The sequence below is a fragment of the Allosphingosinicella sp. genome, from assembly GCF_035626655.1.
Taxonomy (GTDB): Bacteria; Pseudomonadota; Alphaproteobacteria; order Sphingomonadales; family Sphingomonadaceae; genus Allosphingosinicella.
Genome location: NZ_DASPNF010000014.1, coordinates 22,673 through 36,261 on the forward strand (window position 1 = coordinate 22,673; position 13,589 = coordinate 36,261).

Annotated in this window: 12 protein-coding genes; 10 read left to right on the plus strand and 2 right to left on the minus strand. The window is 67.4% G+C overall.

Translation table 11 applies throughout. The annotated features are described in order from the left end of the window. Nucleotides 1-47: 47 nt before the first annotated feature. The 4 genes from VEC11_RS13280 (at nucleotide 48) to VEC11_RS13295 (ending at nucleotide 3,915) form a co-directional block, all read left to right on the plus strand. Nucleotides 48-1,952: a M2 family metallopeptidase gene (locus VEC11_RS13280; protein WP_464132112.1), complete on the plus strand. Its 1,905-nt coding sequence runs from the start codon at nucleotides 48-50 to the stop codon at nucleotides 1,950-1,952. Nucleotides 1,953-1,996: 44 nt separating this feature from the next. Then, complete coding sequence (locus tag VEC11_RS13285; protein ID WP_464132114.1) at nucleotides 1,997-2,782, plus strand: SIMPL domain-containing protein; 786 nt, start codon at nucleotides 1,997-1,999, stop codon at nucleotides 2,780-2,782. 8 nt (nucleotides 2,783-2,790) lie between these two features. Further along, entirely contained in the window at nucleotides 2,791-3,327 is a 537-nt protein-coding gene (locus VEC11_RS13290; RefSeq protein WP_464132116.1) for a YbjN domain-containing protein, read from the plus strand. A gap of 399 nt (nucleotides 3,328-3,726) precedes the next feature. Then, on the plus strand, nucleotides 3,727-3,915 hold the full coding sequence (locus VEC11_RS13295; RefSeq protein WP_464132118.1) for a hypothetical protein: 189 nt from the start codon (nucleotides 3,727-3,729) through the stop codon (nucleotides 3,913-3,915). Between the two features lie 27 nt (nucleotides 3,916-3,942). Here the strand turns inward: VEC11_RS13295 and VEC11_RS13300 are convergent, their stop codons facing one another. Beyond that, a complete protein-coding gene (locus VEC11_RS13300; protein ID WP_464132121.1) occupies nucleotides 3,943-4,425 on the minus strand; it encodes a redoxin family protein in 483 nt (160 codons plus the stop codon). A gap of 93 nt (nucleotides 4,426-4,518) precedes the next feature. Here VEC11_RS13300 and VEC11_RS13305 point away from each other — a divergent pair, with 93 nt between their 5' ends. From VEC11_RS13305 to VEC11_RS13330, 6 genes are all read left to right on the plus strand, one after another. After that, complete coding sequence (locus tag VEC11_RS13305) at nucleotides 4,519-5,079, plus strand: YqgE/AlgH family protein (protein ID WP_464132125.1); 561 nt, start codon at nucleotides 4,519-4,521, stop codon at nucleotides 5,077-5,079. Nucleotides 5,080-5,163: 84 nt separating this feature from the next. Further along, the gene (locus VEC11_RS13310; RefSeq protein WP_464132127.1) at nucleotides 5,164-5,628 is read left to right on the plus strand and encodes a carboxymuconolactone decarboxylase family protein; all 465 of its coding nucleotides are present in this window, start codon (nucleotides 5,164-5,166) and stop codon (nucleotides 5,626-5,628) included. Then, a complete protein-coding gene (locus VEC11_RS13315) occupies nucleotides 5,625-6,512 on the plus strand; it encodes a sigma-70 family RNA polymerase sigma factor (protein WP_464132130.1) in 888 nt (295 codons plus the stop codon). Before VEC11_RS13310 ends, VEC11_RS13315 begins: the two co-directional genes overlap by 4 nt. Before the next feature lie 196 nt (nucleotides 6,513-6,708). Beyond that, the gene (locus VEC11_RS13320) at nucleotides 6,709-7,167 is read left to right on the plus strand and encodes a hypothetical protein (RefSeq protein ID WP_464132135.1); all 459 of its coding nucleotides are present in this window, start codon (nucleotides 6,709-6,711) and stop codon (nucleotides 7,165-7,167) included. A gap of 218 nt (nucleotides 7,168-7,385) precedes the next feature. After that, on the plus strand, nucleotides 7,386-8,798 hold the full coding sequence (ahcY, locus tag VEC11_RS13325; protein WP_464132138.1) for an adenosylhomocysteinase: 1,413 nt from the start codon (nucleotides 7,386-7,388) through the stop codon (nucleotides 8,796-8,798). Nucleotides 8,799-8,894: 96 nt separating this feature from the next. Further along, nucleotides 8,895-10,076 carry an aspartyl/asparaginyl beta-hydroxylase domain-containing protein gene (locus tag VEC11_RS13330; RefSeq protein WP_464132141.1) on the plus strand — a complete coding sequence of 394 codons (1,182 nt, stop codon included), beginning with the start codon at nucleotides 8,895-8,897 and terminating at the stop codon, nucleotides 10,074-10,076. A gap of 134 nt (nucleotides 10,077-10,210) precedes the next feature. On the opposite strand, the gene VEC11_RS13335 is transcribed toward VEC11_RS13330, so the two are convergent. Further along, nucleotides 10,211-13,393, minus strand: a complete 3,183-nt coding sequence (locus tag VEC11_RS13335; protein ID WP_464132143.1) for a TonB-dependent receptor domain-containing protein — start codon at nucleotides 13,391-13,393, stop codon at nucleotides 10,211-10,213. Between the last annotated feature and the right edge of the window lie 196 nt (nucleotides 13,394-13,589).

Genomic DNA, 13,589 nt, shown 5'->3' on the forward strand with positions numbered 1-13,589 from the left:
TTCATGGGCGTTTTCAGTCCGATAGAAAGCAACGAGGGATGCTTGCCATGAAGTCCACCGTCTCCCTTCTCGCCATCGCCGCTGCCGCCGGCCTCGTCGCGGCCTGCGCCACGACAGGTGTCGGTTCTGCTGAGGCCGACAGCGGCGCCGACGCGGCCGCGGCAGTCGCCGCAAATTCAGCCATTGCGGCCCCGGAGCCCGCCGCTGCGGCCCAGCCGACCGCCGCCGAGGCCGACGCCTTCGTCGCCCGGGCCGAGCGCGAGCTGGCCGAGTTCACCGTGATCTCGAGCCGCGCCCAGTGGGTGAACGCGACCTACATCACCCAGGATACCGACGCGATCGCCGCTCATTTCGGCACGATCGGCACCGAGATGGGCGTCCGCTTCGCCAATGAGGCGGCGCGCTACAGCAACGTCCCGGACCTCAGCTACGACACGCGCCGCAAGCTCAACATCCTGAGGAGCGCGCTCACCCTGCCGGCGCCCACCACGCCAGGCGCGGCGGCCGAGCTGAACCGCATCTCCACCGACCTCAGCTCGCAATATGGCCGCGGCCGCGGCACGATGAACGGACAGCAGCTGACCGGCAACGAGATCGAGGCGCGGATGGGCACCGTCCGCAACCCGGACCAGCTGCGCGAGATGTGGACGAGCTGGAACGATAATGTCGGCTCGCCGATGCGCGCCCAGTATCAGCGCATGACCGAGATCGCCAACCAGGGCGCGCGGGACCTCGGCTATGCCGATCTTGGCGCAATGTGGCGCTCCAAATATGACATGAGCCCGGACGAGTTCGCGGCGCTGACCGAGCGGCTGTGGAACGAGGTGAAGCCGCTCTATGACGAGCTGCACTGCTTCACCCGAGCAGGCCTCAACCGCACCTATGGCGACCGGGTGCAGGCGGCCACAGGGCCGATCCGCGCCGACCTGCTCGGCAATCTCTGGGCGCAGGAATGGGGCAATATCTACGATGTCGTCGCGCCGCGCTCGAACACGCGCGAGGCCTACGACCTGACCCAGCTGCTGACCCGGGCGAACTACACGCCGGAGCGGATCGTCCGGCAGGGCGAGGCCTTCTTCAGCTCGCTGGGCTTCGCGCCGCTCCCCCAGACCTTCTGGGAGCGCTCGATGATCACCCAGCCCAGGGACCGGGAGGTGATCTGCCACGCCTCGGCGTGGGACGTCGACAATGTCGAGGACCTGCGCATCAAGATGTGCACGCGCGTGAACGCGGACGACTTCATCACCGTCCATCACGAGCTCGGCCACAATTATTATCAGCGCGCCTATAACCGGCAGCCCTTCCTCTATCTGGACAGCGCCAATGACGGCTTCCACGAGGCGATCGGCGACATGATCGCGCTCTCCGTCACGCCCGAATATCTCGTCCAGATCGGCCTGCTCCGGCAGAACCAGATGCCCAATGCCGAGCAGGACCGGCAGCTGCTGCTCCGCCAGGCGCTGGACAAGATCGCCTTCCTGCCCTTCGGCCTGCTCGTCGACCGCTATCGCTGGGGGATCTTCTCCGGCCAGATCGCCCCGGGCGAATATCAGGCGGCGTGGGACCGGATGCGGCTGCAATATCAGGGCATCGTCCCGCCGAGCCCGCGCAGCGAGCGCAATTTCGACGCGGGCGCGAAGTACCATGTGCCGGCGAGCGTGCCCTATACGCGCTACTTCCTCGCCCGCATCCTGCAGTTCCAGTTCTACAAGGCCGCCTGCGACATTGCCGGCTGGCGGGGGCCGCTGCACCGCTGCTCCTTCTACGGCAATCGCGAGGTCGGCCGGCGGCTGAACGCGATGCTGGCCATGGGCGCCTCGCGGCCCTGGCCGGACGCGCTCGAAGCCTTCACCGGCACCCGCGAGATCAGCGCCGAGCCGATGGTCGAATATTTCCGGCCCCTGCTCGGCTGGCTGCGCGAGCAAAATCGCGGCAGGCGGTGCGGCTGGTAGAGCTCCGCCCGCGCTGATCGGCGGCCCGGAGAAAGGGGGGTGAGATGCGGTTGATCATTGTCGGACTCGCCTTGGCGCTGACGGCGTCGGTGCCGCTGGCGGCGTCGACGCAGGCGCCGGTCACCATCCAGCCCCTTGCTCCGGGCGAGGTGCTGGTGGAGGTCAATGCGCTCGGCATGGTGACGACGCGTGCCGACCGGGCGACCCTGTCGTTCACCATCAGCGGCTATGGCGGAACCGAGACCGAGGCGCGGAGCGCGGTGCAGCAGAATATCGCCGACGTCCGTGCCATGCTCCGCAGTCAGGGGATCGCCGACGCGGATATCCGCATCCAGCCCATCGCTGCCGGCACCGGGGCGGACATGGCGATGACCAACGCCAGCATCGCGATGGAAGAGGCTCCGGCGGACATGAACGCAGCCTCGGCAATGCAGGACATGTCCGTCCCGGCCAGTGCGCAGGCGGAAGTCGTCATACGCAATGTGGGCAATGCCCCGGCGATCCAGTCGGCACTGATGCAGCGCGGCATCTTCGTGCTGGCTGGCGCGGTCTACCATCTGAACGACGACAGCGCGCCCCGGCGTCTCGCGCGGGCGCAGGCGCTGCAGAAGGCGCGGGCCGACGCCGAGGCCTATGCGGGCGCCCTCAACATGCGGGTGGTCCGGGTGGTTCGGGTTACCGAACGGGTGGGCCTCGACTTGCTCGGCATGATGGTGAGCGAGTCGCAGCTCGTCACCAGCCTCTTCACGCCGGGAGCGATGCGGCCTGCGGGGCCCGACGTCCAGACGATGGTGGCGGTGGGCGTCGATTTCGCCCTGGCGCCCCGCTAGGCGGCGGCGTGGCGCTGCTGGCGGTTCTCCTTGCCGCGACGGCGGCGCAGCCGCCCGCCGCCGGTCCGTTCAACGCCGCTGCCGCCGAAAACCGGCAGGTGCTGCCGAGCTTCTCCTATGCGACCGTGGAGCCGGTGCTGACCCAGATCGGCGCGCGCTTCGAGCGGGCGGGGGATGCGGAGCGGCCGGCATTGACCGTCACCTTCGCCAATGGCCGCAGCGCCGCCATCCTGTTCGGCTCCTGCCAGGGCACGGCCTGCCGGGCGATCTCGATCCAGGCGGTATGGAACCCGCCCACCGGGGCCGGCGCGGCGCAGCTCGGCGGCGCGATCGCCGCCTTCAACCAGAGGTACGCCTTCTCGCGCGCATTGGTCGCGGCCGACGGGCGGCCGTCGCTGCAGCGCTACCTCACCGCCGATTACGGCTTCATCCGCGGCAATCTGGCGGTGAACCTGATCGTCTTCGCCGGCCAGATCGACCGCTTCGTCATCGAAGTGCTGCAGGCGCCGGCAGCCGCACCGCCGGCGCGCTCGCCGTCACAATAGTCCAGGCCTGTTGCCCGATCAGCAATTCAGTGCTCGACATCCAGAACGTATTCGGTTCAGACTGTTCGCCCAGTGAGCCCAATCACCTTGGCGAAAGGAATTGGAATGCTCCGATTTGCCCTGCCTGCCATCGCCGCCTTCGCGGCCTACGCCGGACCCGCTTTTGCCCAGTCGCGGCCAGTGACCCTCACTTATCGAGGCAATCCGGTGAACGCCTATCCAGGCGGAAACTCCGATTTTCCGCGTGAGTTCGTCGGGGCTCCCTTATGCGAGGGAGGCGTTGCGGCCTCGGACGCGCGGCACGGGTGCGTGCAGCTAAACCCCGATGGCACCGGCACGTGGGAGAATGATGTGGGGCCGGGGCAGAGGCAGCCCGCGGCCCGGATAAGTTGGTTCGTCGTGGCTGACCAAGCCGGGACGGTCACGCGAACGTCGACCGCCGAGCGGGACACCTACTTCATCATCCTCCGGTTCGAGCAGCAATATTATGGCCGCGCGCCGGGTGACCTCATCGCCTTTCCGGCAAACCTGATGAAGACCGGGGCTCGCAGGGTCGTGATCGACAGCAAATGGAGAAGCCTCGGCTAGCCTCCGCGCGGCCGAAATCTGTTCCGCCTAAAGCTGGCCGACCAGGAATTCCGCGCTGGAGACGCTGAACGCGCCCGGCTCCTCGACGTTGAGCTCCTTCACCACGCCGTCCTCGACGATTGCCGACCAGCGCGAGCCGCGCTTGCCGAGGCCGAACTTGGAGCCGTCCATGGTGAGGCCAAGCGCCTCGGCGAAGTCGCCATTGCCGTCGGCGAGCATGGTCACCTTGCCCTCGGCGCCCGCCGATTTCGCCCAGGCACCGAGCACGAAGGCGTCGTTGACCGCGGTGCAGGCGATCTCGTCGACACCCTTGGCCTTCAGCTCCTCGGCTTTCTCGACGAAGCCCGGCAGGTGGCGCGCCGAGCAGGTCGGCGTGAACGCGCCCGGCACGGAGAACAAGGCGATCCTGCGGCCGGCGAAATAGTCGTCGGTCTGGACGGGCTGGGGTCCTTCCGCCGTGGCCTTCACGAGGGTCATGCTTGGGATGCGGTCGCCAACCTTGATCGTCATCTGAGAATCTCCTTCGGACAGGCCGGCCCCTTAGCAAGCCGGTTCGCCCCGGCATAGTGGCGGCGCTCCCGCAGCTTCCCTATAAGCCGTCCGATGGACGCGCCGCGTTTCCTCTCGGGCCAGTTCCTGCTCGCCATGCCGGGCATCGGCGATCCGCGCTTCGAAAAGGCGGTGATCGCGATGTGCGTGCACGACGAGGATGGTGCGCTCGGCATCGGCTTGGGGCGGATCGCGCCGCGAATCGGCTTTCACGACCTGCTCAAGCAGCTCGACATCGACCCGGGCGAGGCGCCCAACGCCGCCATCCACCAAGGTGGCCCGGTCGAGCCGACGCGCGGCTTCATCCTGCACACGCCGGACTGGGGCGGCGCCGACTCGATCGACGTCGGCGGCCGCTGGGTGCTGAGCGCGACGCTCGACATATTGAAGGCGATTGCGGCGGGGAAGGGGCCGACGCGCTGGGTGGCCGCGCTCGGCTATGCGGGCTGGCAGGGCGGCCAGCTCGAACAGGAGATGCGCCGCCACGGCTGGTTCGTGACTCCCGGCGACGAAGATCTGCTCTACGACCGCGCGGTGGACGAGCGCTGGGCCGCCGCCTTCGCCGGGGCGGGTGTCGACCCGCGGCTGCTGACGGCGGAATTCGGGACGGCCTGAGCCGCGAAAAAAATTCGGGGGGATGTCACACGGGGCACTCCGGCCTCGTCTTGGCTGCATCAACGCAAGCCGAAAGGACCCAGAATGACTCCGATCCTGAACCCCTTCGAGGCCGCCCGCGCCGAAATGGGCGCCTGGCTCTCGTGGAGCCGCAAGGCGGCCGAAGCCATCGAGCCGACCCTCGCCCATCTGGTGAAGATCCGCGCGTCGATCCTCAATGGCTGCGCCAATTGCATCAACATGCACACGCGCGAAGCCCGGCGGGATGGCGAGACCGAGCAGCGCCTCTATCTGCTGTCGGCCTGGCGCGAGGCGCCGGTCTACAGCGATCGCGAGCGCGCGGCCCTGGCCTGGACCGACGCGCTGACCTTGCTGGCCACCAGGGGGCCGCCGGACGAGTCGGTGCATGCCGAGCTCGCCGCGCAGTTCAGCGAGGAAGAGCAGGTGAAGCTCACCCTTCTGATCAACGCGATCAGCGGCTGGAACCGGCTTGCGGTCGGTTTTCATCTGTTCGCGAGCGACGCCGAGCTGGACGCGCTCGCGGCATGAGCGCGGGCACGAACGCCCCCGCCGAGGCCGCAGCGAGCTTCACGCCGCTGCGGCCGACGCTCGCCCGCATCGCCTATCGGATGCTCGGCTCCATCGCCGACGCCGAGGATGTGGTGCAGGAGGCGTTCGTGCGCTGGCTCCGCACCGATCGGGGAGGCGTCCGCAGCCCGGAGGCCTTCCTGCGCCGGATGGTGACCCGTCTCTGCCTCGACCAGCTGAAATCGGCCCGCCACCGCCGCGAGACCTATGTCGGCCCCTGGCTGCCCGAGCCGGTCGTCGAGCCCGAAACCGGCCTCGACGTGGACGAGGACGTGACCCTGCCGCTGCTGATGGCGCTGGACCGGCTCTCTCCGCTGGAGCGCGCCGCCTTCCTGCTGCACGACGTGTTCGACCTGCCGTTCGACGAGGTCGCCGCGACGCTCGAGCGCGAGCCCGCCGCGGTCCGCCAGCTCGCGGCGCGGGCGCGCGACCATGTCCGCGCGAGCCGGCCGCGCTTCCCGGTGGCGAAGGCGCGGGGCATGGAGCTGGCCGCGGCGTTCTTCGAGGCCTCGCGCAGCGGCGACACTGCGGCGCTCCAGGACCTGCTCGCCGAGGACGTTGGCGTCTGGTCGGACGGCGGTGGCAAGCGTGCGGCCGGTTACCGGCCCTTCCTCGGCCGCAAGGACGTGCTCGCCGTCCTGTCGGCGATCGCCCGCTTGCTCCAGCGCCACCCGGGCACGCTTCTCGGCTACCGGATGATCAACGGCCTGCCGGGCTTCGTCACCCGCGAGGCGGACGGCCTGCTCCAGACCACGGCCCTGCTGATCGAGGACGAGCGCATCGCCGGCATCTACATCGTCCGCAACCCCGACAAGCTCCGTCATCTCGAGCCGGACGAAACCTGATCCAGATTGTTGCGCCGAAGCCGCCCGCGGAAACTAAGTCTCTGGCGCACAAGAATTAACCCTGAAATTTCACACCCCGAAAACCACCCCCATGAGACCTTCGAGTCGATCCCGCGCATCTCGCGCAGGATCGAGTTGTGTGGGGGAACATATGAGTGGACCGAAGAAAGGGCGCGCCGTCCTCGTGGCGGGCGCAATGATGATCTGCGTCCCGGCGACGGCCAGTGCCCAGGCGGGCTGCTGGAACCAGACCCAGGTCGCGGCCGCCAAGGTGCGGGACCTGCAGAGCCGGCTGATGGTGGCGACCTTGCGCTGCTCGGCCATGGGCGAGAATGTGGCGGCGGCCTATAACCGCTTCCTCGCCGCCAACCGGGAGACGATCCGCGGCGCCAATGCGGTGCTGATGGCCCAGTTCCAGACGGTGCACGGCCGTCAGGCACAGGTCCATTATGATCGCTTCACGACCGCGCTCGCCAACATCTACGGCGACGATGCCACGAGCAGCTCGGTCTGCGCCGAGACGGTGGTGCTCGCCGAGGAGGCGGCTGCGGCCCGGGGCGACACCGACGCCCTGATCGCCATCGCCGACCGGCTCGGCTTCGTTGCCGCGCTGCCGGGCGGCCAGTGCACGGTCACCTTCGCGGGCGGCCATTGACGGGGAGGGGCGGGCGGACCGGAAACCGGCCCGCCCCTCGACCGTTTCGCGATCACATATAAAGATATCTTTATATTTGCATTTGAGAGCGGCTGCGGCTAGGGAGCGCGGGCCAGTGCATCCCTCCGGACGCTCTGCGCGGTGTGGGCACTGCGTGGCTGAAGCTGGCATCCGGCCGCCCTGGATATGGCGGTCTTTTCACTTTCAGGAGACCCAGTGTGGCCACCCAGCCCCAGTCCGACTTCACCGACTATGTCGTTGCCGACCTCTCCCTCGCCGGCTTCGGCCGCAAGGAGATCGAGATCGCCGAAACCGAGATGCCCGGCCTGATGGCCCTGCGCGCGGAATATGGCGAGGCGAAGCCCCTGAAGGGCGCGCGCATCACCGGCTCGCTGCACATGACGATCCAGACCGCGGTGCTGATCGAGACCTTGACCACGCTCGGCGCCGAGGTGCGCTGGGCTTCGTGCAACATCTTCTCGACCCAGGATCACGCGGCTGCGGCGATCGCGGCTACGGGCGTGCCGGTCTTCGCCGTGAAGGGCGAGACGCTCGAGGAATATTGGGACTATGTCGTCCGGATCTTCGACTGGGGCCAGGACACGACCTGCAACATGATCCTCGACGATGGCGGCGACGCCACCATGTTCGCCCTCTGGGGCGCGCGCGTCGAGGGCGGCGAGGACTTGTTCACCCCGACCAACGAGGAAGAGGAAATCTTCGTCGCGACGCTGAAGCGCTTCCTTGCCGAGCGGCCGGGCTACCTCACCAGGACCGTGCAGAACATCAGAGGCGTCTCCGAGGAGACCACCACCGGCGTCCATCGGCTCTACGACCTCGCCAGGAAGGGCAAGCTTCCCTTCCCGGCGATCAATGTCAACGACAGCGTGACCAAGTCGAAGTTCGACAATCTCTACGGCTGCAAGGAGTCGCTGGTCGACGCGATCCGCCGCGCCACCGACGTGATGCTGGCCGGCAAGGTCGCCTGCGTCGCCGGCTTCGGCGACGTCGGCAAGGGCTCGGCCGCTTCGCTGCGCAACGGCGGCGCCCGCGTCCTCGTCACCGAGATCGATCCGATCTGCGCGCTGCAGGCGGCGATGGAGGGCTATGAGGTCGTCACCATGGAGGAGGCGACGAAGCGCGCCGACATCTTCGTCACCGCGACCGGCAATGCCGACGTGATCACGCTCGATCACATGCGCGAGATGAAGAACATGGCGATCGTCTGCAACATCGGCCATTTCGACAGCGAGATCCAGATCGGCGCGCTCGCCAACATGAAGTGGACCGAGATCAAGCCTCAGGTCGACGAGGTCGAGTTCCCGAACGGCAAGAAGATCATCGTCCTCTCCAAGGGCCGCCTCGTGAACCTCGGCAACGCCACCGGCCATCCGAGCTTCGTGATGAGCTCCAGCTTCACCAACCAGACGCTCGCCCAGATCGAGCTCTGGACCAAGGCGGACCAGTATAGGAACGACGTCTACGTCCTGCCCAAGCATCTCGACGAGAAGGTCGCGGCGCTCCACCTCGACAAGCTCGGCGTGAAGCTCACGACGCTCAGCCAGAAGCAGGCCGACTATATCGGCGTGCCGGTCGAGGGGCCGTTCAAGCCGGATCATTACCGCTACTGATCCGGACGTCGGAAAGGGAAGGGGCCCGGGCTTCGTCCGGGCCCTTTTTCGTGGGCCGCGCTGGACAGCGGCGGATCGGCGCGGCATCGGAAGGATATGCAGCAGCAGCTCAGCATGGCCGATGCGGAACAGCTGGCGCGCGCCGGCGCCGAGGCGCTGCGCGCCGGCAATGCCGCGGCCGCGCGCCAGAGCTTCGAACGGCTCGCGGCGAGCGGGCGCGCCAATGCCCAGATCTGGTTGCTGCTCGCGCACAGCTGCGCGACGCTCGGCGATCATGGCGCCGCCGAGCGGGCCGCGGACGAGGTGCTGCGGCGCGACAATCGCAACCTGCGCGCGCTGATCATGAAGGGCGATGCGCGCGGTGCCGGCGGCGACGAGGCGGCCGCGGCCAGCTTCTACAACAATGTGCTGAGGCTTGCGGCGCAGCTCGGCGAGCTGCCGGCCGACCTCAAGGCCGAGCTGGCCAGGGTGGAGCAGGCGGCGCGCGCCTTTTCGGGCCGCTCCCGCGCGCGGCTCGAAGCCTATCTCGCCGAGGCAGGCCTCGGCCCCGAGGCGCAATCGGCGCGGTTCCGGGAATCGATTGCCATCCTGCTCGAGGAGAAGCAGGTCTATTTCCAGCAGCCCAGCGCCTATTATTTCCCCGGCCTGCCGCAGCGCCAATATTATGAGCGCGAGGAGTTCGACTGGGTCCCGGCTGTCGAGGCCGCCGCCGGGGACATGCTCGAGGAGCTCAATGCCGCGCTTGCCGCGGACGTGCCTTTCCGCCCCTATCTGCAGGCGCGGGAGGACCGGCCCACCTACGATTTTCACGGGCTGCTCGACAATCCGGACTGGAGCACGCTCTACCTCTGGGAGAATGGCGGGCCGGTGGAGCAGAATGTCGCGCGCTTTCCGAAGAGCTTCGCGGCGATGCAGCGCCTGCCGCTCCCCCACATCACCACGCGCGCGCCGTCCATCCTGTTCTCGCTTTTGAAGCCGGGGGCCCGGATCGAGGCGCATAACGGCATGATCAACACGCGCCTGATCTGCCACCTGCCGCTGATCGTGCCGCCGGGCTGCGGCTTCCGCGTCGGCAACGAGGTGCGCGAATGGGAGGTCGGCAAGCTGCTGATCTTCGACGATACGATCGAGCACGAGGCCTGGAACGACAGCAAGGAGGATCGGGTCGTGCTGATCTTCGACATCTGGCGCCCCGAGCTGAGCGGGGACGAGCGGCGCGCCGTCACCGCGATCTTCGAGGCCATCGACGCGCAGAACCCCGGGCAGGCCGCCGGCTGACGCCGGCCTTCATCACAGCAGGGCAGGACGATCCGGGGCGGCCTCCGCGGCGCGGCCTCTGTGCCTGCCTTTGTCCGCGCAAAAAAAAGGGGCCGCCCGAAGGCGGCCCCGAAAGGTTCCGGTGAATCCCCGACCTAGAAGTCGACGATCGCGCCGGCGTAGAAGTAGCGGCCGATATAGTCGTAGGCCGAGCCGCCCGCGGAGCCGGTCGACCCGAAAGTGTTCCGGAACAGGCGCGGATCGGTGTCGAACACATTGTCGATACCGGCATAGAACTGGAACCGCTCGTTCACGCGATAGCTCAGGCGAACCGCATGATAGAGCACGTCCGGATAGTAGATCGGCGAGTTGAGATCCGCATTCTGCGGCGGACGCCCGTCGATGCCGAAGGCGGTCTCGTAGCCGCCCTGCGCCGGCGTGGCGATCACCTGCTTGCCGATATAGTTCATCGACCAGCGCAGATCCCACGGCCCGATCCCGTAGCTGATGTTGAGGTTCGCCGACCATTGCGGATCACCCAGCTCGCTGAGAATCCGGTCGCGGAACGTCGGATCGGTCGGGCTGGTGAAGTTGTCGCGACGGATGACGTAGGTCGCGATCGCCCGCAGGTTCAGGCGATGCCCGTTCTCGAACGTCCGGCGATAGCTCAGCTCCATGTCGATGCCGTCCGCCGCGAACTTCGCGAAGTTCACGCCGCCCGAGATCAGGGCCGGGTTCTGGAACGTGAAGTCCGCATTACGCGGGAACAGCAACGTGCAGAACTGGTTCGGACGCGGCAGGTCGTAGCACTGGTTCAGGATGACCTGGGCGCCGAGAACGGCGATCAGGTTGTCCACCCGGATCCGGTAATAGTCGACCGTGATGCTCAGGCCCGGGACCCAGCGCGGCGTGATCACCGTGCCGACCGTCAGCGACTTGCCGGTTTCCTCGGTCAGGAACGGGTTGCCCTGCGAGAAGAAGCCCGTCGACTGCGTCCGGGCCGGCGTGTTGATGAAGCCGACCGGGATGCCGTCCGCCGCGCAGTTCGGTCCGCGGTTCGCCGTGCCGTTGCCGATGTTCACGACGTCACACGGATCCTGGATGAACGCGAAGTTCTGCGACGCCACCGTGAACAGGTCAGTCAGCGTCGGGACGCGGACCGACTTGGAGTAGTTGGCGCGGAAGCGGATGTCGCGAACCGGAGCCCAGGTGCCGTTGATGTTGTACGAGAAGGTGCTTCCCGCGGTACCAGCGGCATCGTTGTAGTCCGAGTAGCGGCCCGCCGCCGTGAGCGTGAGCTCCTGCGCGAACGGAAGATCGCGGAGCAGCGGGATCTCGACCTCGCCGAAGGCTTCCCAGACTTCAAGCGCCGGCGGATCGAAGGTCGCGAAGGCGTTGAAGAAGGTGCCGCCGGCCGCCGACAGCGGATCGGCCTCGAGGAAGGCAGTCTCGCGGCGATACTCGCCGCCGACCACGAAGCGGATCGGACCGCCCGGCAGCTCGAAGAGCTGCGAGAGGTCGCCGTTCACATAGGCAACGACGTTATACTCGCTCGCTTCCTGGTCCACGAACGAGGTCGTGGTCATGAAGTCGATCGCCGCAGCCGAAGGCCGGCCCTGGCCGAACAGGTCGACCGGGACGCAGGCCGCGCTGTCGTTGGTCGGATCGGCGTCGGCATTGACCCGGCAGGTCGGAACGCCGTTCACCAGCACCGAATCATAGGCGAGGAAGAAGCCGTCGAAATTGCCGTTGATGTCGGTGAGGATGAGGTCGTTCAGCTCGTCCTGGTGGATGTCCACATGGCCGTAGTTGAACGAGATCTCGTAGTTCCAGTCCTCGTTGAAGTCGCCACGGATACCGGCCACGAAGCGATAGGTATCGCGCGTGACGAGCTCTGCGCGGCCGCCGAAGTCGGTGTTGAAGCGCTGCAGCGGGAAGGTGTCGGCCGGGTTGAACGCGCCGCCCGCCGTCTCGCACTCGCCGATCGACCGCAGCGTCGCAATGTCCGCCGCGTCGAGGAAGGCGTTGTCGCAGCGCTGGTTGAACGAGGCCGGCAGGCCGAACGTGCCGGAGACCGGGCCGAAGAAGCTCGGCTGGCCCTGCTGCCGCGAGAAGATGTGGACGTACTTGCCCTCGAAGAACGGCCTGAACGCCTCCGAAATGTCGAAGTGGAACAGGATGTTCGCCGTGTAGCGGTCGAGGCCCGGCGCGATCTGGCCGGTGTTGCGCAGCGTCGCCCCCGGAACCGTGCTGGTCGGGCAGGAGATGATGTTGCCCGACGCGAACGGCCGGAAGTCGAAGCAGGGGACGTCCTGGAGGAGCTGGCCCAGCTCGTTGAAGCGGAACAGCCGCGGCTGGCCGAGCGGCGTGCCGGGATTGAGGCAGCGCGCCGCGCCGAGTGCCGCGCTCGCGCCCAGCGGACCGAAGGCCGCGCTCTGACACTGCGCCGCAGTGGCATTGCCCGGAACGGTACCGCCGTTGGAGATGCTGGCGTTACGGACGCCGCAGAAGAACAGCTGATCCGGCACGCCGTCGCCGGCCTGCGGCTCGCCTGCGGTGAACTCTGCCAGGTTGACCTGGCAGCGGCCGTCATAGGCACCGGTGAGGATCGGGCGGTCGCCGAAATAGAGGGCTTCGGCATTCACATATTCGAGGTTGATCGCGACGTTGGCGCGATCGTCCGCGAAGTTGCGGCCCGCGGTGAGCGAGACGAACTGGATGCCGCGGTCGCCCTGCTGGGAGATGCCGCCCTGGCCGCGCAGACGGATGCCGTCATAGTCCTGGCGCAGCACGAAGTTGACCACGCCCGCAATGGCGTCCGAACCGTAGACCGCCGAGCTGCCGCCCGTGATCACGTCGATGCGCTCGATGAGGTCGCTCGGGATGGTGTTGACGTCGACCAGATAGTCGCCCGGGCTCGCCGTGATGTGACGGCGGCCGTTGACCAGCACCAGGGTGCGGGCGGTGCCGAGACCGCGAAGGTCGAGGATGTTGAGGCCGGTCGTGCCGATGAAGCGGACCGAGTTGGCCTGGCTGAAGGTGGAACGCAGCGACGGCAGGTCGTTGAGGGCGTCGCCGACGCTGGGATCGCCGTCGGCGATCTCGTCCGCCGTCACCGAGACGATGGGGACGTTCGATTCGATGTTCGGCCGGCGGATGCGGGTGCCGGTCACTTCGACGTTCTGGCCACCCTGGTCATCGGCCTGGTCCTGATCGGACGCAGTGGCCGGCGGGGCCGGATCGTCCTGGGCGTAGGCCGGCGCCGCAAACGCCAGCGACAGGCCAAAGAGCGCAGCGGAGCCCATAGCGCTCGAGCTGAGCAGTCCAAACTTCTTCATTATCTATTCTCCCCCAAAGAGAATCGCACCGGAACACGACATGTGCCAGGTAGACCATGCAGCCACAGCCCACTTACCCCTGCGATTCAAGAGGATCGTGCGGACGTTCATCGAAAGTTCAGCCAGTGTAGCGCTTTTGCAACATGTTGTTTCGGCCCACATATGCGGCCGCCGGCCGCGCGCCCGGGCGGCTTCC

Coding starts and splice junctions, on each gene's coding strand:
- VEC11_RS13280 (WP_464132112.1), top strand. CDS start 48: ATGAAGTCCACCGTCTCCCTTCTCGCCATCGCCGCTGCCGCCGGCCTC.
- VEC11_RS13285 (WP_464132114.1), top strand. CDS start 1,997: ATGCGGTTGATCATTGTCGGACTCGCCTTGGCGCTGACGGCGTCGGTG.
- VEC11_RS13300 (WP_464132121.1), bottom strand. CDS start 4,425: ATGACGATCAAGGTTGGCGACCGCATCCCAAGCATGACCCTCGTGAAG.
- VEC11_RS13305 (WP_464132125.1), top strand. CDS start 4,519: ATGGACGCGCCGCGTTTCCTCTCGGGCCAGTTCCTGCTCGCCATGCCG.
- VEC11_RS13310 (WP_464132127.1), top strand. CDS start 5,164: ATGACTCCGATCCTGAACCCCTTCGAGGCCGCCCGCGCCGAAATGGGC.
- VEC11_RS13315 (WP_464132130.1), top strand. CDS start 5,625: ATGAGCGCGGGCACGAACGCCCCCGCCGAGGCCGCAGCGAGCTTCACG.
- VEC11_RS13320 (WP_464132135.1), top strand. CDS start 6,709: ATGATGATCTGCGTCCCGGCGACGGCCAGTGCCCAGGCGGGCTGCTGG.
- VEC11_RS13330 (WP_464132141.1), top strand. CDS start 8,895: ATGCAGCAGCAGCTCAGCATGGCCGATGCGGAACAGCTGGCGCGCGCC.
- VEC11_RS13335 (WP_464132143.1), bottom strand. CDS start 13,393: ATGAAGAAGTTTGGACTGCTCAGCTCGAGCGCTATGGGCTCCGCTGCG.